This window comes from Brevibacillus agri (assembly GCF_004117055.1).
Classification (GTDB): Bacteria; Bacillota; Bacilli; order Brevibacillales; family Brevibacillaceae; genus Brevibacillus; species Brevibacillus agri.
The window spans coordinates 4,733,329-4,753,024 of sequence record NZ_CP026363.1 but is presented as its reverse complement, the minus strand read 5'-3'; the positions used below and the strand labels follow the sequence as shown (position 1 = coordinate 4,753,024).

The following is a 19,696-nucleotide window of genomic DNA, read 5'->3' as shown; positions in this document are numbered from 1 at the left end:
GGAGTGTCAAGCCTCCCGCCAGCGAGCGCGAAGTTTGCAAAAATGTCGCTTCTAACACATGCGTGCTTATTGATCTTTAGCCGATACATGGTAAAATGAAGCAAACTTGTCGTCATCATATCGCGATCCTTGGCATGAGGGTCATTTTTTTGAACGCTCTTTTCGCAAAGCTTGTCGTTTTGCGAAAAGTCCGTGAGTAGCGACGCTGCTGCGAAGCATATCAGGGCGAGCATTTACGCAACGCGTCTCCCTACCAAAGAACTACTTTTTCTTTCCAGCACTTTGGCAAAGGCTTTGCTGCAACGCGCTTTACGATTAGACAAGTGCTTTTACGAAAATTATCGGCGCCGTGCCTGCCGCATGAGCGCAAACGGGTGATAGATGATGAGAAACAAATTGATGGAAGTTTTGACTCCAGAAGAGTGGGAAGAGTTGCTGCAGGAAAAGGACGGGGAGCTGAAAGTCGTCCTGCGGGAGCTGGCTGACGTAAAGTATGCGCTCGACCAGTCGACGATCCTCGCGATTACCGATCACCGCGGGATTATTCTGCGGGCGAACGAGCAATTTTGCCGCATATCCAAATACAGCCGCAGCGAGCTGCTCGGGCAAGACCATCGGCTGCTCAACTCCGGGCACCATCCCAAGTCGTTTTTCCAGCAGATGTGGAAATGCATCGGCTCGGGCAAAGTGTGGCGGGGCGAAATCTGTAATCGGGCCAAAGACGGCAGCTTGTACTGGGTGGACACCACGATTGTGCCATTCGTCAATACTGCCGGGAAAATCTATCAGTACGTTTCCATTCGCAACGACATTACGGCGCGCAAGCATATGGAGGAAGAAGTCAGAAAAAGCGAGGAGCTGTACCGGATCATCGCTGAAAATACGTCCGATATCATCAGCATGATTAATGCCGAAGGCGACTTTTTGTACTTGTCTCCGTCGCATAAGGCTGTGTTTGAGCATGACATTCCAGATGAGCGCTTTCACAACATGTTCGAATGGATCGTGGAGAGCGACCGGGACGTTATGGCCTATGCGATTCAGCATACGTACTCGACGCGAAAAGAGTACACGGTGGAATGCCGCATCCTGACGCGCAAGGGCGACACGATCTGGACCGAGAGCAAAATCAATCCGGTTCTCGACGAGCAGGGGAACGTGAGCAAGCTGCTGCTCATCACGCGCGACATTACGGATCGCAAGCAGTCGGAGGAACTGATCCATCACCTGGCCTACCACGACGCTTTGACAGACTTGCCGAACCGCCGCATGTACGTCCAGCATCTGAGCAGGGAAATCATCCAAGCCAAGCGGTTCCAGTCCAATCTCGCCGTCCTGTTCCTCGATCTGGACCGCTTCAAGGACGTCAACGATTCCTTCGGGCATGACGTAGGGGATTTGCTGCTGGTGGAAGCGTCCAACCGTTTGCGGGAATGTCTCAGACCGGGCGATGTCGTGGCGCGGCTCGGCGGAGATGAGTTTACCGTCTTGCTCAGCCAACTGACTGACCGGGAGGAAGCGGCGGCACTGGCCGACCAGATCATGAATGCGCTGCAGAGGCCGTTTGAACTTCACGGGCATTCCTTCAACGTGTCGTGCAGCATCGGCATCGCGTTGTTTCCGCAGGATGGAGACAATGCCGACGACCTGCTCAAGCGGGCGGACACCGCGCTGTACACGGTCAAATCGCACGGCAAAAACGGGTACGAGTTTTTTGATCCGACGATGGAGGCGAAGTCGCTGGAGCGCATCCTGATGGAAAATGAGCTGCGCAAAGCGATCGAGCAGGAGCATTTCCAAATCTACTACCAGCCGAAAATAGACATTGTGACAGGGAAGCTGACCGGGATGGAAGCGCTCGTCCGCTGGGTTCATCCGGAGCTGGGCGTGATTTCGCCGATTCGGTTCATCCCGATCGCCGAAGAGACCGGAATGATTATCAGCCTGGGAGAGTGGATTCTGCGCCAGGCGTGCCGCCAAAACAAGCTGTGGCACGACCAGGGCTTCCCGCTGAAAGTGTCCGTCAATCTGTCTGCGAGGCAAATCTACCAGAAAGACCTCGTAGACATGATAAAAAATGTGTTGGAGGAAACCGGGCTGCCACCGGAATGGCTGGAGCTGGAGATTACCGAAAGCATTTTCGTGAAGCTGGAAGAAGCTACGGCTATTTTGCAGCAAATTCGCGACATCGGCATCCGCATTTCCATCGACGACTTCGGGACAGGCTACAGCTCGTTTAGCTACATCAAAAGCTTGCCGGTGGACACGATCAAAATTGACGCGTCCTTTATTCGCGATATTCACCACAATCAAGAGAGCCAGGCAATCGTAAAAGCGATCGTGACGATTGCGCAAAGCTTGAACATGAACGTGATCGCAGAAGGCATCGAGCTGGACGATCAGGTAGCGGCCTTGCAGGAAAATGGCTGCGATCTCGGCCAAGGCTACTTGTTCAGCCGCCCGTTGGCTACGGATGACTTCGACCGCTATTTGCGCAAAGATTTGGCGCAATAGCATGACCTGTAGCACCAAAAGCGCACACAAAAAGCCGGGGAGCACTGGTCATAGCCCCGTCAAGTAGACAGTAAAAAAAGACATTGTATTAAGCGGCGATCGATTCCCGGTACTCTATTGGGGAGAGGTCGCCAAGTTTTTTCTGGAACCGCTCTGTATTGTAAAACTGAAATGTATTCAGCGATCAGTTTGCGGGCGTGAGCCAGATCCCTCGGTTTTTCTAAATACAACTTTTCCGTCTTCAAATGGGAGAAAAACGATTCTACACAGGCATTGTCGAAGCAGTTGCCACGTTGTGCAGATCGAGCACCACAGACAGATACAGGAATCCATCGACGACGCGAATGTAGGTAATATCGGTGACCAATTTCTTTCCGGCCTCCTGTGCAGTGAACTGGCGGTGAAGAACATTGTCAAATACAACGGAAGGCTTACGGCCGGCAAATGGACGTTTCTTGCGGATCACCGATCGGATACCTAATTCTCGCATCAGTCGGCGAACTTTCTTGCTGTTCACGTTACGTCCCTCTTTACGCAGGGCGGTGCGCATGCGTTTATATCCAAAGTAAGGGCGAAGGCGGTGGATCGAAAGGATATGCTCCTTTAGATCGGCATCCTGCACTGCTCGTAACCTACGAGCCGTTTCCGTCGCTTTCCACTTGTAGAACCCTGCCCGTGAGACTTCTGCTATTTCGCACAGCATGATGATGGCGTACCGATGGCTCATTTCTTCGATGGTCCTGAACCGGGTTTGCTTATCCAACTTCCCTCTTTGTTCCTTCGTCATACCGCTGCTGCTTTTGCCCTTTATGTGGTGGCATAAAAAATCCCCTCCGGTCAACAGTGTTCCTCTCATGATACCATGAGGGCTTTTCTCACAGTCTACCGTAAGGGGATAATACCACACACACCCGGCTTTTTTGCGTTGGGAGAAAAGTCAAACCCGCTGCTCGCGGTAAATGCCCTGCTCGTAAATGTACGCCAGGCACGCATCCGGCAGCAGGAAGCTGGGATCGCCGCCTTTGCGGATTTCATCGCGGATGTACGTCGAACTGATGCCCATGTTGATGCCTTTGCTCATAATCAGGAAATGTTCGTCATGGTTGCGCAGCAGCGGGTCTTCCGCGATCAGATCGGCCGTCGGGTAGCCTTCCCGCGTCATGACGATGAAGTTGAACCGGGAGACCAGCTTTTCGGCATTGCCCCAGTTCGACAGCCCGACGAGCAAATCCGAGCCCATGATGAAAAACAGCTCATCCTGCGGGTACTTTTTTTGCAGGTGGACCATTGTGTCGTACGTGTAAGTTTCGCCAGGTAGCGCGTCCATCTCTACGGTGGAGATTTCAAACAGCGGCTCCCCGAATTGGTTCGTCTTGTGCTGACACGTCGCCAGCGCTAGCTTCAGCATGTGCAGGCGATGAACGTCCTCCGTCTGCATTTTTTTGTCGTGGCGCTTGGACGAGCAGGGGACGAAGATGACTTTGTCCAGGCGTCTGCGATGAGCGACGGTGGCCGCCGTGAACAGGTGGCTGTAAGTGATGGGATCAAAGCTGCTGCCGTAAATGCCGATGCGCATGATCGTACCTCCCGTATATCTGGCATGACAAGCCTGCCAACGCTTATTTTTTCACGACGGACATGCCCAACTGGTTTTGAAAATGTCCCAAAGCCCACTCGTGTCCGACCGGATTGAAGCTGGCGACGGCATCCTCGTGAATGACGACGCGAAAACCGTGATAAAAGCCTTCGATCGCCGTGTGCAGGACGCAAATGTCCGTGCAGACGCCGACCAGGTGAATTTCCGCAATGCCGCGCGAGCGAAGCTGCAGCGCGAGGTCTGTGCCCTGGAAGGCGCTGTAGCGCGTTTTGTCCATCCAGTAAATCGTGTCCTCAAATTCCTCGTAAATGTCCTGAATGCTGCCGTACAGGTTGCGGCCAGCGGTGCCGATGATGTTGTGCGGCGGGTACAGTCCGGTTTCCGGGTGGTACGGGTCCTGCTCCTTGTGGGCGTCCACCGCCATCACGACAAAGTCGCCTTCTGCGAGAAAATCGCGAATCAATTCGCCGATGCGCCCTTCGATAACTTGCCCAGGCTCCTTGCAGGTCAGCGCTCCGTCCGTCGCGACAAAGTCATTCGTGTAGTCGATCACAATCAACGCTTTCATGGACAACAACCTCCTGAAATGAGTGTGGTTGTGCTTTTAATAAATCATGGCAGTCGGGGTGTAATCGGTAAAGCGGTACAGCTTGGCGGGAGAGTTGGAATACTCCGTGGAGTAGACAGGCTTGCCGTCAGCGTCTACTACCGCTTCGAGGATGCCTTGCCGTCTCGTGGTCGCGAGCAGGCGCCGCTCAAAATTGCCGCGATCGCTCACCTTGAAGCTGGGGACGACCGTTTCGATGACCTGCAGCAGCTCGCTCAGCGTGAACTCGTCAGGGAGAAACGCTTTGGCGATGTTGGTCTGGAGCATTTTTTCCCGCACGCGCTGCAAGGCGTCCGTCAGTATCTCCCGGTGATCGAAGGCCAGGTCGAGAGCGAATGCTTCCTCGATGGGAAACAGCCGGGCATCGGAGGCGTCGTCGGCTGCCCGCGCGTGCTTGAGCAGGTCCTCGTGCACGAGCGAGACGTAGGCGACGCTCGGAATCCAGCCGCGCGGATCGCGTCCCGGCTTGTAGTAAGTTTTGAGCTGCTCGATGTGGACGTTGCGGTCGATGTTCGTCTCTTCCTTCAACTCGCGGTAGGCGCATTCGTCGAGCGTCTCGCTTTCTTTGGAAAAGCCGCCGGGCAAAGCCCACTGCTGCCCGTACGTGTCGCTTTTTCGCTCGATCAGCAGGACGGCGAGCTGCTTGTGCGGCAACGATCTTGTTTTGGTCGGGCGCGGCACGGAAAGGATGGTAAAGAGGCAAATATCCGTCGGCAGCCCGTCTGGCGAGCGGTGTTTTTTGGGGCGAAACCGGATGCGTTTGGCTTGCAGGCGATGCATGCTCACAACGCCCTCCTTTCTGTATGCGCAGTTCGTTAGGTTGCTTTTATATTATGATATCGTTTTAACAATGTCAATGTGACAATATAAAAATTTACCAATAAAAAACGCCTGAGAGACTCAGACGTCGGTTAAAGCGGAGAGGCTGCTTCCAGCAGGGCGGTAATCGGCTTGAGGCGCTGCTGCAGCGAGTGGGCAGGTTGGCTGGACTGAAAGGCTTCCTCCCAAAAAACAGTTGGCTGTTGAACGGGGAGGGGCTTCTCGGCTGCACGCGCACATACGTGCCGTCCGCCATGAGCGTGGCTGTCAATGTCTTCGCGATTCCTTCCTCGTCCAGTCGTCCAGCGTGCAGGTGGTTGCTGAGACGCAAGCTGTATTTGATGTTGTCTACTTCCGTTACCATTCCTGAATCGTCTTGCTCGTAAATGACCAATCTGGCTGTATTGGAGCCAAGATCAATGACACCGATGCTCTTTTTCATGCGATTTTCCACTTTTTTTCATGTGAAAAACGTCCCTGTTTGCGGGCCGCCGTTTTTCGTCCGAAGGTAAAATTGGCCGCTTGCCTCAACAAAACAGTCGTGCCTGCTTTGTCCGAAAAGCTGTCGATCTTTTCATTATGCCATACAACATGCGTCCTTCCACCCAGGAAGTTGTCTGTTGACAACGGCCGAAAACCTTTTTATAATCTGAGACATTCAACCAAACAGTTCATACGCATACGATACATGGCTGTGAAAAGGAAAGTAAAAAAGGGATTTGACGTCCAGAGAGCTGCCTGATTGCTGGGAGGGCGGCCGCGAACTCTTTTTGAAAGCCACCTTGGAGCTCTGCTTTTGAACAATCAGTAGAAAGCAGCGGACTTTCCCCACGTTACGGGGCGCATGTCTTTTTGACAAGACTGCACGAGTTTGCCTTTTGCGAGAAAGGCAAAAAAGCTGAGTGGTACCGCGATACCTTCGCCTCAGCAATCCGATTCATGAAATCATGAGTTGGGTTGCTGGGGCTTTTTGATTTTTGCCAAAAAGAAAAAAACGGGAGTGGTAGGGAATGGATCGCTTGAAGCAAAGAGAACTGTTGCACCTATTGGAAGAGGACAGCCGCATGAGCGCCGAGCAGATCGGCAAAATGCTGGCGGAGCCGACAGAGGCAATCGAGCAGGCGATTGCGGAGCTGGAAGCCGAGAAGGTGATTGTGAAATACCCGGCGCTGGTCAACTGGGAGCGCGTGGAGGACCATCCGTACGTCAACGCCATGATCGACGTCAAGGTGACGCCCAAGCGCGACGTCGGCTTTGATGAGGTGGCCCAGCGCATTTGTCGCTTCCCGGAAGTGAAGGCCGTCTACCTGATGTCCGGTGCCAGCTACGATTTGTCGATCATTCTGGAAGGAAAGACGATGAAGGAGGTCGCCACCTTCGTATCGCAAAAGCTGGCGACGCTCGACTCCGTAGTATCGACAGCCACGCACTTTATTTTGAAACGCTACAAGCACGACGGCATTGAGCTGGAAGATCGTGACGAAGATCGCAGGATGGTGGTTACGCCGTGAATACGCAACTGACAGTCAAAAAAAATCGCTTGTCTTCTACAGTCGCATCCTTGAAGCCATCGGGCATTCGCCGCTTTTTCGACCTGGCGGCGTCGATGGAAGGGGTCATCTCCCTGGGAGTTGGGGAGCCGGATTTCGTGACGCCCTGGCGCATGCGCGAAGCTTCGATTTCCTCCCTGGAGCGCGGACACACCGCGTACACGTCCAACGCAGGGATGCTGCCGCTGCGCGTGGAGATTCAAAAATATTTGGAGGAGCGCTTTTCCGTCAGCTATCATCCCGAGACGGAGATTCTCGTGACCGTCGGGGCCAGCGAAGCGATTGACATTGCGCTGCGCGCCATTCTCGATCCGGGCGACGAGGTGCTGGTAGTAGAGCCGTGCTACGTCTCCTACGAGCCGGTGATTCGTCTGGCAGGCGGCGTGCCGAAGTTTTTGAAAACGACGATGGAGAACCAGTTCAAGCTGACGCCGCAGGAGCTTGAGGCCAACATCTCCGAACGCACGAAGGCGATCATCTTCTGCTATCCGAACAACCCGACAGGGGGCACGATGACGGCGGATGAGTGGAAAACGCTTTTGCCGATCATCGAAAAGCACGACCTCTTGGTGATCTCCGACGAGATTTACGCCGAGCTGACTTACGGACGCATGCACGACAGCATCGCCGCCCTGCCCGGGATGAAGGAGCGGACGATTTTGATTTCCGGCTTCTCCAAGGCGTTTGCCATGACTGGCTGGCGTCTCGGGTACGTGTGCGCGACGCCTGACCTCTTGGCGGGCATGCTGAAAATTCACCAGTACACGATGCTGTGTGCGCCGACGATGGCACAGATGGCGGCGCTCGAAGCTTTGCGCCATGGCCGCGCCGATATGGAGCGGATGGTCGAGAGCTACCGCCAGCGCCGCAACTACGTGGTCGACGGTTTCCGCCAGATCGGGCTTGCGTGCCATGAGCCGGACGGAGCGTTCTACGCCTTCCCTTCTGTGGCGGCGACAGGACTTAGCTCGGCTGAGTTCGCGGAAAAGCTGCTGCTGGAGGAAAAAGTGGCAGTCGTGCCGGGGGACGTGTTCGGCGAGAGCGGGCAAGGACACATTCGCTGCTCGTACGCGACGTCCATGGAACAGTTGAAAAAGGCGCTGGAGCGGATGGAGCGGATGATGGGCAAACTGTCGTAGCTCGCCCGGTGCATGAAGACATAAGCAAAACGAGAACGAAAAACGGCAATCCGAACGTCTAACGGGACGGTCAGGATTGTCGTTTTTTTTCGCAGACCACAAGATAGGGGAACCCACCTATACGATGAACGCGCTGCAACCAGTATGATTAGGCTTGGCTCAGGAGGAAAGCACGGGGGCCAAAGTGACACTTGTTCGCCCCCTCTCTGGCTCTGTAACGTAAAATACGTACAAGGGCAGACAAGAAAATGACCTGGAATCCAAGCTGCGTGGAGGACCTACGATGGATCAAAATCGCTTGTTTTTTGAACGGCACGGAAACGATGGATTAGGGATGGAAGGCGGCTATTTGAGGCAGATTTTCGACCACCTGCAGGACGGGATTATCCTCATGAACGAAGAGCGGAAAATTTTGCTGATGAATCCGTCCGCAGAGAGGATTACCGGCTGGAAATTGGGCGAAAAGGTTCCGTACTGTTCTTATTGCCAAACGAGAAAGCTGGAGCCGGGCGAAGAACGCTGCTATTTGATGGCGAAACGGGAGATTCCCTATTTCCTCTCGTCGATGCCCACCTATGAAGGCCGATACGTTGACATGGAGATGAGCACGGCGATCATCTACGAGAATGGCGAACAGCGCAAGCAAGAAATTCTTTTGGTGCTGAAAGACTTGACGGCCAAGCGAAAAGAAGAAGAGGCCAGAATCTCCAAGCTCGTGTTGCAAAAAACGTTGGAGGCGCAGGAGAGCGAGCACAAACGACTGGCTCAGGAGCTGCACGACGGCGTGGGCCAATTTGTATCGCGTTGACGAGGAAGCAATTGTGGCCTTGTTTGCCTTGTTGGAGAAGCTGCCGAAGCTGGTCAAATATGTAAACGCGATCGAACAGGTCGCTGATTTCCTGGAAAGCGTCGGCCAAGACAAACAGTCTCAGCAGTATTTGCTCGACGGAGTGAAAGCGTACATCACGCCTGTCGCTGCCCAGATGGAAAACGGCGTAGCCGTCCTCCGCGAAGCAAAAGAGCGAGCGGAGCGCAGGCACGAAACGGTTTCCGTTTTCACCCTGCTGCGCCTGATGAAAGATCCTGCCGTGCAAAAGGCGCTGCGCTTTGCCCAATCGCTGTTGGAAGTGCTCGCCGAAAAAAATCGGAAATCTTGAAGAAAAGGGAGGACGTTTCCATGCTGTTGCGTTACTTTTACGATGAAAAGCTGGCCCACGCATCTTATCTGGTGGGCTGCCAAAAAACGGGCGAAGCGATCGTGATTGATCCGGGCCGCAATCTGCAGCCGTACTTCCAGGTCGCGCAAGCGGAAGGCGTGTCGATCGTCGCCGCCACAGAAACCCATATTCATGCAGACTTTGTCTCCGGCGTCCGCGAGCTGGGCGTTGCCCATCAAGCGAAGCTGTACCTGTCCGACGAAGGCGATGCGGACTGGAAATACCAGTATGCCGATGGGCTCAATCATCAAGATGTTCAACTGGGCGATGCAGTACACCGATGAGGAGGAATTTGTCCATGCTCTGCTCGACGGTCAGCCGGAGCCGCCGAAATACTTCGCTGTGATGAAGCACGTCAACAAAGTCGGACCTGCCCTGTTGCGCGACCTGCCTGCGGTAACGGAAGAAACGGAGGCGGAAAAGCTGAAACGGTGGCTGGCGGAAGGACAGCAGGTCGTCGATACGCGTTCTGCCCGGGCGTTTGCGCAAGGACATGTAGCGGGAACGGTCAACATTCCGTTTAACAAAGCCTTTCCCAACTGGGCAGGCTGGCTCGTCGACTACAACCGTCCCGTGTACTTTTTGACCAATCCAGGCGAGCTGGACGAGTTGCTGCAGGCGCTTCGCTCCGTAGGAATCGACAATGCAGCAGGAGTGATGGACGTGAACCGGATTTTGCCGGAAGGCGTCTTTGAACTCGAATCGTACGCGGAAATCACCCCGCTGGAAGCAGCGAGACAGGTAGAAAGCGGAGAAGTACACGTCGTGGACGTACGCAATTTGACTGAATGGCAGGAAGGACACATTCCAAACGCGCAGCACATCATGCTGGGAACATTGCCTGGAAGGCTGGATGAGATACCAGAAGACAAGCCGATCCTCGTGCAATGCCGCTCCGGGGCGCGCTCTGCCATCGGTGCCAGCATCCTGCAGGCAAACGGCTTCAAGCAGGTGCTGAACTTGAGCGGCGGCTTTGTCCAGTGGCAAAAAGACGGATTGGAGAGCGTATGACGTTCAGCCTTGCTCTCACCCTGTTTTTGATCGGCTTTGCGGGGTCGTTCATCTCCGGGCTTGTCGGAATCGGCGGCTCGATCATCAAGTACCCGATGCTCCTCTACATTCCAGCGGCACTCGGACTGGCTGCCTACACGGCCCACGAAGTTTCCGGAATCAGTGCTGTGCAAGTGTTTTTTGCCACCTTATCCGCGGTCTGGGCTTTGCGAAAAGACAAGCTGATTCATTATCAGCTTGTTTTGTACATGGGCAGCGCGATCGTTGTCGGCAGCCTGGTCGGCGGATATGGGGGCAAATATCTCTCGGCTGACGCCATCAACGTCGTCTATGCTATTTTGGCGACGATTGCCGTACTGATGATGTTTATGCCCAAAAAAGCGATCGACGACAAGGAAATGGCCGACATCGCGTTCCATAAGCCTACGGCCGTAACCTCCGCGCTGATTGTCGGAGCCGCTTCCGGCATTGTCGGAGCCGCTTCCGGCATTGTCGGAGCGGCGGGCGCATTCATTCTCGTGCCGATTATGCTTGTCGTCCTTAAAATTCCTACGCGAGTTACTATAGCGTCTTCGCTTGCGATCACCTTTCTGTCTTCCATCGGCGCGACGATCGGCAAACTGATGGCGGGAGACGTCTTGTTCTGGCCTTCCCTCATCATGGTAATCGCCAGCGTGTTGGCTGCGCCGCTCGGAACTGCGGTCAGCAAGCGGTTGAACACGAAAAGCCTTCAGGCGATTTTAGCGCTCCTGATTTTGGGCACGACGATCAAAATCTGGACAGACCTCATCATGTGAAAAACGGACAGGTTTTCCGCGAAAGGGGGAACCTGTCCGTTTACGATCATCTGTTGCATCTGGTGTCAGCCAGTCAACGGGCTGTTAGACGAGAAGCGTCGTCGCCAATTGCGTGACCAGCGCCGCCAAAATCATGGAAATGCTCGAAACCGTCCCTGTAATCGGACTAATCTCAAACGCCTTGGACGTTCCGGCTCCATGTGCGCTCGTGCCGAGCAGCACGCCGCGGGCGATATCGTCGGAGATGCGCAAATAGGAGATGATGTACGGCCCGATGATCGAGCCGAGCAGTCCGGTCATCAGGACGAGCACAGCGGTGATCGAAGGGACGCCCCCGATCATTTGCGAGACGTTCATCGCAATCGGCGTCGTGATTGAGCGCGGCAAAAGGCTGTACAGCACCTGCTCGTCTGTGTGCAGCAAAAGGGCGAGTACGGCAGAAGAAACGACGGCCACCGCTGAGCCGGACACTACGCTAATCATGATTTGCGCAGCGTGTTTCTTCAATAAAGAGTAGTGTTTGTACAGCGGCACGGCAAACGCGATGGTCGCGGGCTGAAGCATGTACGCCAGCCATTTGCCGCCTTCATTGTAATCACGGTAAGAAAGATGAGTGCAAAGCAGCAGCACGACCAAAACGATTGGCGTAAACAATAGCGGCGAAAACAAGAGAATCGGTCTGTAGCGGTAAAGCCGCTTGGCGATCAGGTAAAGCGCGATGGTGAATAGAAAGCCGAGCAGTCCGATCATCATGAGCGCGAATGCTCCTTTCGCTTGGAAATGCTTTGGGCGATCAAGCCGCTGCACGCCATGACAAACGCCGTGCCGATGACGATAATCAGGACAATTTGCAGCCCTTCATGCAGCATCAAGCTTTGATACGAGACGATGCCGACAGACGGCGGAATGAAAAACAGTAGCAGCTCGGCCATAAGCCAGGCCGCGCCCGATTCGATCCACTCCAGACGCAGCACTTTTGCCTGGAGCAGCAAAAACACGACAAACATCCCCAAAATGCTGCCGGGGATTTTCCAGCCAAGGACGGAGACGAGCAGGTTCATCAACGCGGACACGATGATGAAAAACGCCACTTGCCCCACGATGATAAGCAGTCTTTTCATGTTGGTCCTCTCCCTTTGTGAAAAGTGTACATCACCTCTTTTCATAGGTAAAATGCATATATAGAATGAGTATCATTCATCATATCTATAGATGAAGCGGAGGGAGCAGCGGGATGGACATTCGCCATTTGCAATATTTTTTGGAGGTAGCCCGCCACAGCAGCTTCACCAAGGCGGCAGAGGCGCTGTACATTACCCAGCCGACGATCAGCAAGATGGTGCGGAACCTGGAAGAAGAAATCGGCGTCGAGCTGTTTGAGCGGGTCGGCAAGCGGATTACGTTGACCGACGCGGGCTGGGTCTTGTTTTCCCAGGCAGAGGTGATGGTGAAGTCGTTTGAAAACATGAAGCTGCATCTCGACGATTTGATGGAGCTGAAGCGGGGGAGAATCCGCATCGGGCTGCCGCCGATGGTAGGGGCGAGCTTTTTTCCGCAAGTGATCGGGAAGTTTTGCGAGCAGTATCCGGGGATCGTGCTGGAGCTGCTGGAGGTCGGCTCCAAAAAAGTCGAGGCGGACGTGGCGTCAGGGATGCTGGACAGCGGCGTTGTTTTGCTGCCGACGAGTGAGGAGCTGTTTGAGTCGTACTCTTTTGTCAACGAACAGATTCGCGTAGTCGTCCACCCTACGCATGCGCTGGCCGGGCGGCAGGAGGTGTCGCTGGCCGAACTGGCAAACGAGCGGTTTTTGCTGTTTCACGAAGATTTTTCCTTGCACAACCGGATCATTGACGAGTGCGTGCGCGTAGGCTTCCACCCGACGGTCATCTACAAAAGCTCGCAGTGGGATTTTCTCTCGGAAATGGTGGCGGCCAACGTCGGGATCACCCTGTTGCCGCAGACGATTTGCCGGGAGCTCGATCCGCGGCGCTTTCACAGCCTCGCGCTGGTCAATCCGACGATCAAATGGCATCTGGGGATGATCTGGCGCAAAAACGCCTATTTGTCGTACGCCACCCGCGAGTGGATTCGCTTTACAAAAGAAATGCTGCCTTCTATAGAAAGAAAGGCTTCATCGCGAGGATGAAGCCATTCTTTGCGCGGTCGGCCACAGCAGAACGACTGCAGGCTGACGACTGCTTCTTTGATTTATATAAAGGCAGCTTGGCCTTGAAAAGACGCCTGTCAAAGCTGGCGTAAAGCTTGGAAAAAGGAAGGAAAAATGAGATCGAATATTTCGTAACGCGAAATATTAAAGGCCAACCGATTGATTCAAGGTGCTGACAGCGATGTTGTATTGATAGAGAGAATCGGCTGCTTTTGTTTCAGAATCAAACAATTCAGCTTCTGTTTCGATCTGGTCGTTCAGAGATACTTTTTTGTTCGCATAATCGGTGAGTGTGGCGTGATAAGTTTTCCATGCTTCGTCTTTTGCGGCGGTGCTTTCATCCAGCGCTTTTTTTGCTGCGACCGCTTTTTCGTAGGCGTCGCTCACTTCCTGATCGACTTTTTGCTTGAGCTTTTGCAGCAGCAGCTCAGCTTTGCGCAATTCGTTGAGTGCGATTCTTCCTTTGTATGTGCTGATAGCGGCGTACTCGGAGGTGTAGTCCACTTTTACCTGGGCAAACGCTCTCTCTGCTTCCGCTTTCACCATGTCAGGGCGTTTTTGGTAGGCGAGAGCTTTGGTTTCTTCCAGCGTTGGCAGCGGGGTATAGGAGAGTTTGCTGGTTTCCAGCAGCCATTGTCTGTCCCTTTTTTCGTTCAGCAATTCATTGAGCTTGGTTAATGCTTGCTTGAAGCTGTTTTCCAGCTCGGACAGCTTTTCTTTCGCAGCGCTGTCCTGGGCCCAGGTTTGGCGTCTGATGCTGTTCTTTTGCAGCTTGATTTTTTCTTCGAGCGCCCGCGCTTCAAAGTACGCTTTTTGTACTTGCATTTGCAAGCTGATTTTCGAAGCGTTATAGGATGCCTCGTCTACGAGCAATGTTTTTTGCGCCTTGGCTGTTTCTTCGTATTTTTTCTTTGCTTCATCCAGAGTATTGATGTCATCTTTCTTGATGGCGGCCTTATCGCGCAGCGTCATGAGGGTTTCGTAGCGGGTGTTGTCATACGTCAGCCGCAGCAGTTCCAGATCAACGTCGTTTTTCAGTGCCTGCTCTACGGCATGGTCGAGGGACAAGGGAACGATTTGGGTCTGTTCCGCTGCTGCGACGAGAGGTTCTTCCGCCAGAGCGAGATGAGCATTGCCTGCCAACAGCGCGGCAACCAGCGTGGTGCTGTAAATGTGCTTGGACAACCTGGATTTCATTATGCTACCTCCTATAAAAAGTAAGAAAATATAATGATAACGATTATCATTATCAAATTTCATGAACAGTATATATTTCCATGCGTTATTCGTCAATACGAAATATGAAAATGTGATAGGAAATATAGTTTGCGCCAAAAAAAAGATTCCCTGCGACGAGGGAATCTTGTAGAGAGTTGTTGCAACGCTATTTTTATTTTTCGTCCATGCTGAGATCGACTTTGTTCAGTGGTACCAGCTTGCTTTTTTTCGTGTATTTGTAAACCAGCCAGACGATCAAAAACAGCGGCAGTCCGATGTAGGAGACGAAAACGCCGTTCCAGTCGATTTCTCCGCCGATGAACGCGGAGTAGTTTTGGCCGATGATGACGATGCAGCAAATGATGAAGGCGAAGATCGGGCCAAACGGGAACAGCTTCGCCCGGTACGGCAAATCGCGCAGATCGCGGCCTTGCGCCAAGTAAGCTTTGCGGAAGCGGTAATGGCTGACGGCGATTCCCAGCCAGGCGATGAACCCGGACATGCCGGAAGCGTTCAACAGCCACACGTACACTTCGCCATCGCCGAACAGCGAGGACAAAAACGCCAGGGCACCGATGGCCGCTGTCATGATGAGGGCATTGACGGGAACGCCATTGCGCGTCACTTTGGCAAACCATTTGGGCGCTTTGCCTTCCTTCGCCAGCGTCCACAGCATACGGGTGGATGCGTACATGCCCGAGTTCCCGGCTGACAGAACGGACGTGAGGATTACTGCGTTCATTACGGAGGCGGCAAAGGCAAAGCCTGCTTTTTCAAACACGATCGTAAACGGACTGATGGCAATATCCGTAATATCTCCGCTAATTAGATTCGGATTGTCGTACGGTACGAGCAGCCCGATAATCAGGATCGCGAAAATATAGAACAGCAAGATGCGCCAAAAAATCTGGCGAATCGCTTTCGGGATGTTGCGGGCAGGGTCTTCGCTCTCCCCGGCGGCCACACCGACCAGCTCAGTTCCCTGGAACGAGAACCCGGCAATCATGAACACACCGAGAAGGGCCATGAAGCCGCCGTTGAATGGCGCGTCGCCTTTGGTGAAGTTTTGGAAGCCGACTGCTTCGCCGCCCATGATGCCGAAAATCATCAGGACACCGATCACGATAAAGACGATGACCGTCATGACTTTAATCAAGGCAAACCAGTATTCGGATTCGCCGTAGCTTTTGACAGACAACAAATTCAGAGCAACCATCAGGCAGAGGAACAGGGTACTCCACAAAATGGCGGGAGTATCCGGGAACCAGTATTTCATAATCAGCGCCGCGGCAGATAGCTCGACGGCAATCGTAATCGCCCAGTTGTACCAGTAATTCCAGCCCAGCGCAAAGCCGAGGGACGGATCGACGAATTTGGTGGCGTACGTAGAAAACGAGCCGGATACAGGCATGAAGGCAGCCATTTCCCCCAGGCTGGTCATCAAAAAGTAAACCATGATGCTGATGGCGATGTAGGCGACCAAGGCTCCGCCCGGTCCGGCCTCGTGAATCGAGCCTCCACTTGCCAGGAACAGGCCCGTCCCGATGGAGCCGCCGATGGCGATCATCGTCAGATGGCGGGCTTTCAAACCACGTTGCAGTTGATTCTGTGACATATGCTGCTTGCACGACCTTTCTAAAAATTTGAGAAGGTCGGTCGGAAAAGAAAAAACCGCCAATAGCCAAAAAACGGCACAGGGCGGTATGATCCAATCCCCACCAAGCCTTCACTGAAGATAGCACACCACGTTTGCCCGGCAAGCAAACGTGACAGTTCTGTCCCTTTCGGGTACAGCCCCAGCCCATGCGCACAGAGATACGCCATGAGCTTCGGCGGCTTTTCCCTTTCCTGGAGTCATTGATTTCTTCTGAATCTCGTACAGGATGACATAAAAGCCGCGACCTCTACCCTCACCGTGAATGATGAGGATAACATGTATGAAATTGATTTATTTATCAACTATATAAGATTGACGGTTATTTATCAACGAAAAAAGTTGCGCTGCAAAATATTGGCATGGAGCGGTTTTGCTACAAAAAGGATCGGCGTGCAGGCCAGGAGCCTTGCAACTTGCGGATCTGCACGATTTGCCCTGTGTGAAAAGCGTCGTGCAAAATAATGCTCATCACGCTTTGCCCGGCAGGGATGCTCGGAAGCGGCTGGTCGAACGCTTCGTCTGACAGAGCGACGAGCTTTTCATGAATTTGGCGATGGACGGTTTCCATCCGCTGTACGGTGGCCTGCCAGGCTGCTTCGTCGTCGGGCGATCCCGAAGGCTGGAACGTGTCGTCGTTCGTCTCGGCGGTATTGATAAATTCCGTGCCGACGTGCATTCCCATTCGTGAACAAGCAGTTCCATCCGATTCATGTGGTTCCTCCTCGTCTGTCAAACAGATTGGTGAAACGTTATAATGGCAATAAGAAGCAGCTTGTAACCACCTAAATATTTTATGTTGGTTACGGATAGAGAATACCATACACAGGCTGAGCATACAAGAAGCAAAAGAAACGAAAAGCAGATGGGGGAAGAGTGGAGTGAACTGGCTGTGCATTGATTTTTTAAACAGTGATTGGCGCGATTGGCGCGGGTCTGGCCGCAGGGAAAATCGGCTGGCGAAGCAGGAATGGCTGGAGCAGCTTTTGCGGGAATACGCTTTGCACGCCCCATTGCCTATTGATGAGGCGAGTGCAGTGGCGCTGTTGCGTTTGCGCGAATATATGCGCAGTCTGCTGGAGCGGGTCGTGCGCGGGGAAGCGTTGCGGCAGGAGGAACTGGAGGAGCTGAATCAGACGCTCGCGAAGGCGCCTTTTCACGTTCGCGTCATCTCTGCGGGCAAGGAGAGCGGGTATGAGCAGGAGCTGGTCAGCGCCTCCAGCGGCTGGGAGCTGGTGATGGCCCGCATCGCGGCTTCCTTTGCCACGCTGCTGCTTCCTGAGCACGTGCAGCGCATCAAGATTTGCGACAACGAGGACTGCCGATGGGTGTTTTACGATGAAAGCCGCAATCGGGTACGCCGCTGGTGCGATGACAAAATGTGCGGCAATCTCATGAAGGTGCGCCGTTTTCGGGAGCGGCAAAAGGAGAAAAAGTAAGGAATCGGCCGTAAGCTTGCCGACGGAGAGATTCATCGGTTCCGAGGACGCAAACAGCGTGCCCAGGACGGATTCGGACAGCGCTGTTTTGGCCGAGACGCTAATTTTGCTGCCATTCAAAAAAAGCGCCCTGTCTTGCAATGGCAGTAAACATCTCATCCCGGCAAGGGTCGTACACAAAGGAAACGGCCGTCTGACCGTCGCGGACGAGGCAGAGAGAGACGGCCCACATCGGCATGCCTTGCAAAAAGTAGACGGCTCCGTCGATGGCATCGCAAATCCAGTACGGGGTCGAGTATTCCGGCTGTTTTTGCAGGGAGGCATCAAATTCTGCATCGGACCAGCGATACGCGGGAAAGCGCTCCGCCAAACCGTGCCGGAGCAGCTCTTCTGCTTGCGGATTTAAGGCGTGAAAACGTTCGTTCATCGCTTGCTTGCTCGTGCAGGCTGGCTCCTGCGCAAATTCGGCAAACAGCCTCTGGCCGACTTTTCGCAGCAAAGCTTCGCAGTACAACACATCGTCTTGCTTCATAACGGTTCCCCAACCTTTCTTGTTTGGATCGTGTCCTTCGGCGCATCGACAGCGCACGTTCCGCGTTCAAGAGCGGTCTGGCCCATTGGTTTGAAAGCTGTTCAGCCAAGGGCAAACGACACGATTTTTATTAGTGGTATGTAAAAGTACTACTAATAAAACGGGTTGCCGTCAATACATGTGCACGCTTTTTGACGGGAATGGGCAAATGGCGCACATGGAAAGGAAGATTGAGACATAATAAGAAGCAAGCAACAAGGGAACGGAAGCGAGGTGGCGGAATGAGTCGGAAACGGAAACGATGGTGGAGGGTGCTGGTCTTGCTGTTGCTCGCCGGAGCTTGTACAGCGATCTGGTATTTGCGGCCGTATCAGCCCGATCAGGCGGCAAAAGACGCGATGCAGGGAGGCGAAGGGATCACGGTGATCGACACGGGCGACTGGATTGCTTTTGAAGGTGGGGAAGCGCGTGAGCCTGGCTTGATTTTGTATCCGGGCGCTCTGGTCACGCCAGAGAGTTATGCGCCGCTCGCACGCACCCTGGCTGGTTCCGGCTATCGGGTATTCATCGCGCGGATGCCGCTGAATTTGGCGATCACCGACGTCGAGCGGGCCAATCAAGTGTTAAAAGCGTATCCGCAGCAGTCGTTCGTCATCGGCGGGCACTCTCTCGGCGGCGCGATGGCAGCCAGATACGCAGCCAGCCAGCTCGAGCGGATTGACGGCGTCATTTTCCTGGGGGCGTATCCAGACAAGCGCGGGGATTTGAAGGAAGCGGATGTCCCCGTGCTGTCGCTGCTCGGCTCGCGGGATGGAGTCATCGACCGGAAAAAATACGAAGAGAACAAGCAATTTTTGCCTGAGCGCACGGTGTACATGTCGATCGAGGGCGGCAATCATGCGCAGTTCGGAAGCTACGGGGCGCAGGAGGGCGACCAGCCTGCCGCCATCACTCCCCAGGAGCAGTGGCAGCAGACCGTGGCGGCGATCAAGGACTGGCTACTGACCGACGTCATTGCCCGTTAGCGAGACGATGCCAGATACGACGCCGGTGATGCGGATGTTTTCGGATGGCAACAGCAGCGGCTCGTCCTCTGCGCGAGTAGTCGTAAACAGGCATTCCACCGGATTGACGTCCGCCGCGATCCGGACGAGAAACTGCCCTTCCTGCCTGACCAGAACGGGCCTGTTGTGAATCGGTTCCGCGGAAAAGTCGGAAATGAGCAGCGCATCGCCCGGCAAGATGCCGAGGCCGCGCAAACCGTCGTCGCGCATGATGAGAGCAAAGCGCGCGACGTGGTAATTCGCCACCGCAATCGACGGCCGCAGCGACAGCTCCTCGTCTTGGTCGAGGGGCAGCTCGAAAAAATGGCGGCTGTATGCGTCTCCGGCTATGAAAATACGTTTCACGAAAATCGCCTCCGAAAAGATGGTCA

19 protein-coding genes, 3 pseudogenes, 1 riboswitch and 1 other annotated feature are annotated in these 19,696 nt (G+C 54.0%); of the genes and pseudogenes, 10 read left to right on the top strand and 12 right to left on the bottom strand.

The annotated features are described in order from the left end of the window. Window positions 1–399: 399 nt before the first annotated feature. Window positions 400–2,514 carry a sensor domain-containing protein gene (locus BA6348_RS23260; protein ID WP_005835231.1) on the top strand — a complete coding sequence of 705 codons (2,115 nt, stop codon included), beginning with the start codon at window positions 400–402 and terminating at the stop codon, window positions 2,512–2,514. 88 nt (window positions 2,515–2,602) lie between these two features. Here BA6348_RS23260 and BA6348_RS23250 read toward each other — a convergent pair. The 5 genes and pseudogenes from BA6348_RS23250 to BA6348_RS23230 form a co-directional block, all read right to left on the bottom strand. Continuing rightward, window positions 2,603–3,316: pseudogene (locus BA6348_RS23250) on the bottom strand (IS3 family transposase); the annotation flags it as partial. Between the two features lie 135 nt (window positions 3,317–3,451). Then, window positions 3,452–4,090: a nicotinate-nucleotide adenylyltransferase gene (gene nadD / locus BA6348_RS23245; RefSeq protein WP_005836174.1), complete on the bottom strand. Its 639-nt coding sequence runs from the start codon at window positions 4,088–4,090 to the stop codon at window positions 3,452–3,454. Between the two features lie 43 nt (window positions 4,091–4,133). After that, window positions 4,134–4,679: a cysteine hydrolase family protein gene (locus tag BA6348_RS23240; RefSeq protein ID WP_005836175.1), complete on the bottom strand. Its 546-nt coding sequence runs from the start codon at window positions 4,677–4,679 to the stop codon at window positions 4,134–4,136. Between the two features lie 36 nt (window positions 4,680–4,715). Beyond that, window positions 4,716–5,498 (bottom strand): NUDIX hydrolase, encoded by a 783-nt coding sequence (locus tag BA6348_RS23235; protein ID WP_122952428.1) that lies wholly within the window; start codon window positions 5,496–5,498, stop codon window positions 4,716–4,718. A 94-nt stretch (window positions 5,499–5,592) separates the two neighbouring features. Then, window positions 5,593–5,979: a hypothetical protein gene (locus BA6348_RS23230; protein ID WP_005836179.1), complete on the bottom strand. Its 387-nt coding sequence runs from the start codon at window positions 5,977–5,979 to the stop codon at window positions 5,593–5,595. A gap of 243 nt (window positions 5,980–6,222) precedes the next feature. Next, window positions 6,223–6,467 (top strand) — a binding site (T-box leader). 80 nt (window positions 6,468–6,547) lie between these two features. On the opposite strand from BA6348_RS23230, the gene BA6348_RS23225 reads away from it, so the two are divergent. The 6 genes and pseudogenes from BA6348_RS23225 to BA6348_RS23200 all read left to right on the top strand — a co-directional run bounded on the left by BA6348_RS23225 (window position 6,548) and on the right by BA6348_RS23200 (window position 11,251). Further along, complete coding sequence (locus BA6348_RS23225; protein WP_005836183.1) at window positions 6,548–7,048, top strand: Lrp/AsnC family transcriptional regulator; 501 nt, start codon at window positions 6,548–6,550, stop codon at window positions 7,046–7,048. Continuing rightward, window positions 7,045–8,226, top strand: coding sequence for an aminotransferase (locus BA6348_RS23220; RefSeq protein WP_005836185.1), 1,182 nt, complete (start codon window positions 7,045–7,047; stop codon window positions 8,224–8,226). Before BA6348_RS23225 ends, BA6348_RS23220 begins: the two co-directional genes overlap by 4 nt. Before the next feature lie 283 nt (window positions 8,227–8,509). After that, a pseudogene (locus BA6348_RS23215) lies at window positions 8,510–9,033 on the top strand (PAS domain S-box protein); the annotation flags it as partial. Between the two features lie 14 nt (window positions 9,034–9,047). Then, window positions 9,048–9,383 (top strand): DUF1641 domain-containing protein, encoded by a 336-nt coding sequence (locus BA6348_RS23210; RefSeq protein WP_007781542.1) that lies wholly within the window; start codon window positions 9,048–9,050, stop codon window positions 9,381–9,383. Window positions 9,384–9,403: 20 nt separating this feature from the next. Further along, window positions 9,404–10,454: pseudogene (locus BA6348_RS23205) on the top strand (rhodanese-like domain-containing protein). Then, window positions 10,451–11,251 carry a sulfite exporter TauE/SafE family protein gene (locus BA6348_RS23200; protein WP_122952429.1) on the top strand — a complete coding sequence of 267 codons (801 nt, stop codon included), beginning with the start codon at window positions 10,451–10,453 and terminating at the stop codon, window positions 11,249–11,251. Before BA6348_RS23205 ends, BA6348_RS23200 begins: the two are co-directional and overlap by 4 nt. An 84-nt stretch (window positions 11,252–11,335) precedes the next feature. Here the strand turns inward: BA6348_RS23200 and BA6348_RS23195 are convergent, their stop codons facing one another. Beyond that, window positions 11,336–12,004: an LrgB family protein gene (locus BA6348_RS23195; RefSeq protein WP_005827033.1), complete on the bottom strand. Its 669-nt coding sequence runs from the start codon at window positions 12,002–12,004 to the stop codon at window positions 11,336–11,338. Beyond that, window positions 12,001–12,372 (bottom strand): CidA/LrgA family protein, encoded by a 372-nt coding sequence (locus tag BA6348_RS23190; protein ID WP_005827031.1) that lies wholly within the window; start codon window positions 12,370–12,372, stop codon window positions 12,001–12,003. Before BA6348_RS23190 ends, BA6348_RS23195 begins: the two co-directional genes overlap by 4 nt. Before the next feature lie 113 nt (window positions 12,373–12,485). Between BA6348_RS23190 and cidR the strand changes: the two genes are divergently transcribed. Further along, window positions 12,486–13,397 carry a cidABC operon transcriptional activator CidR gene (gene cidR / locus BA6348_RS23185; protein ID WP_005827029.1) on the top strand — a complete coding sequence of 304 codons (912 nt, stop codon included), beginning with the start codon at window positions 12,486–12,488 and terminating at the stop codon, window positions 13,395–13,397. A 165-nt stretch (window positions 13,398–13,562) separates the two neighbouring features. Here the strand turns inward: cidR and BA6348_RS23180 are convergent, their stop codons facing one another. The 3 genes from BA6348_RS23180 to BA6348_RS23170 all read right to left on the bottom strand — a co-directional run bounded on the left by BA6348_RS23180 (window position 13,563) and on the right by BA6348_RS23170 (window position 16,975). Beyond that, a complete protein-coding gene (locus BA6348_RS23180; protein ID WP_122952430.1) occupies window positions 13,563–14,615 on the bottom strand; it encodes a TolC family protein in 1,053 nt (350 codons plus the stop codon). Between the two features lie 193 nt (window positions 14,616–14,808). Continuing rightward, entirely contained in the window at window positions 14,809–16,251 is a 1,443-nt protein-coding gene (locus BA6348_RS23175) for an amino acid permease (protein WP_122952434.1), read from the bottom strand. Between the two features lie 113 nt (window positions 16,252–16,364). Continuing rightward, window positions 16,365–16,551: riboswitch (Lysine riboswitch) on the bottom strand. A gap of 115 nt (window positions 16,552–16,666) precedes the next feature. Beyond that, window positions 16,667–16,975 carry a hypothetical protein gene (locus tag BA6348_RS23170; RefSeq protein ID WP_005827022.1) on the bottom strand — a complete coding sequence of 103 codons (309 nt, stop codon included), beginning with the start codon at window positions 16,973–16,975 and terminating at the stop codon, window positions 16,667–16,669. Between the two features lie 196 nt (window positions 16,976–17,171). Between BA6348_RS23170 and BA6348_RS23165 the strand changes: the two genes are divergently transcribed. Continuing rightward, window positions 17,172–17,729, top strand: coding sequence for a CGNR zinc finger domain-containing protein (locus tag BA6348_RS23165; RefSeq protein WP_005827020.1), 558 nt, complete (start codon window positions 17,172–17,174; stop codon window positions 17,727–17,729). Between the two features lie 100 nt (window positions 17,730–17,829). On the opposite strand, the gene BA6348_RS23160 is transcribed toward BA6348_RS23165, so the two are convergent. Further along, a complete protein-coding gene (locus tag BA6348_RS23160; protein ID WP_122952431.1) occupies window positions 17,830–18,261 on the bottom strand; it encodes an inositol monophosphatase family protein in 432 nt (143 codons plus the stop codon). Window positions 18,262–18,542: 281 nt separating this feature from the next. On the opposite strand from BA6348_RS23160, the gene BA6348_RS23155 reads away from it, so the two are divergent. Then, entirely contained in the window at window positions 18,543–19,286 is a 744-nt protein-coding gene (locus BA6348_RS23155) for an alpha/beta fold hydrolase (protein WP_007781574.1), read from the top strand. On the opposite strand, the gene BA6348_RS23150 is transcribed toward BA6348_RS23155, so the two are convergent. Next, window positions 19,260–19,670 carry a hypothetical protein gene (locus BA6348_RS23150; protein ID WP_007781577.1) on the bottom strand — a complete coding sequence of 137 codons (411 nt, stop codon included), beginning with the start codon at window positions 19,668–19,670 and terminating at the stop codon, window positions 19,260–19,262. The two genes, BA6348_RS23155 and BA6348_RS23150, sit on opposite strands and share 27 nt — an antisense overlap. Between the last annotated feature and the right edge of the window lie 26 nt (window positions 19,671–19,696).

What these genes read in the sequence shown, in the direction of transcription:
- BA6348_RS23260 (WP_005835231.1), top strand. Translation starts at nt 400, where the DNA reads ATGGAAGTTTTGACTCCAGAAGAGTGGGAAGAGTTGCTGCAGGAAAAG.
- nadD (WP_005836174.1), bottom strand. Translation starts at nt 4,090, where the DNA reads ATGCGCATCGGCATTTACGGCAGCAGCTTTGATCCCATCACTTACAGC.
- BA6348_RS23240 (WP_005836175.1), bottom strand. Translation starts at nt 4,679, where the DNA reads ATGAAAGCGTTGATTGTGATCGACTACACGAATGACTTTGTCGCGACG.
- BA6348_RS23235 (WP_122952428.1), bottom strand. Translation starts at nt 5,498, where the DNA reads ATGCATCGCCTGCAAGCCAAACGCATCCGGTTTCGCCCCAAAAAACAC.
- BA6348_RS23230 (WP_005836179.1), bottom strand. Translation starts at nt 5,979, where the DNA reads ATGAAAAAGAGCATCGGTGTCATTGATCTTGGCTCCAATACAGCCAGA.
- BA6348_RS23225 (WP_005836183.1), top strand. Translation starts at nt 6,548, where the DNA reads ATGGATCGCTTGAAGCAAAGAGAACTGTTGCACCTATTGGAAGAGGAC.
- BA6348_RS23200 (WP_122952429.1), top strand. Translation starts at nt 10,451, where the DNA reads ATGACGTTCAGCCTTGCTCTCACCCTGTTTTTGATCGGCTTTGCGGGG.
- BA6348_RS23195 (WP_005827033.1), bottom strand. Translation starts at nt 12,004, where the DNA reads ATGATGATCGGACTGCTCGGCTTTCTATTCACCATCGCGCTTTACCTG.
- BA6348_RS23190 (WP_005827031.1), bottom strand. Translation starts at nt 12,372, where the DNA reads ATGAAAAGACTGCTTATCATCGTGGGGCAAGTGGCGTTTTTCATCATC.
- cidR (WP_005827029.1), top strand. Translation starts at nt 12,486, where the DNA reads ATGGACATTCGCCATTTGCAATATTTTTTGGAGGTAGCCCGCCACAGC.
- BA6348_RS23180 (WP_122952430.1), bottom strand. Translation starts at nt 14,615, where the DNA reads ATGAAATCCAGGTTGTCCAAGCACATTTACAGCACCACGCTGGTTGCC.
- BA6348_RS23175 (WP_122952434.1), bottom strand. Translation starts at nt 16,251, where the DNA reads ATGTCACAGAATCAACTGCAACGTGGTTTGAAAGCCCGCCATCTGACG.
- BA6348_RS23170 (WP_005827022.1), bottom strand. Translation starts at nt 16,975, where the DNA reads ATGGGAATGCACGTCGGCACGGAATTTATCAATACCGCCGAGACGAAC.
- BA6348_RS23160 (WP_122952431.1), bottom strand. Translation starts at nt 18,261, where the DNA reads ATGAAGCAAGACGATGTGTTGTACTGCGAAGCTTTGCTGCGAAAAGTC.
- BA6348_RS23155 (WP_007781574.1), top strand. Translation starts at nt 18,543, where the DNA reads ATGAGTCGGAAACGGAAACGATGGTGGAGGGTGCTGGTCTTGCTGTTG.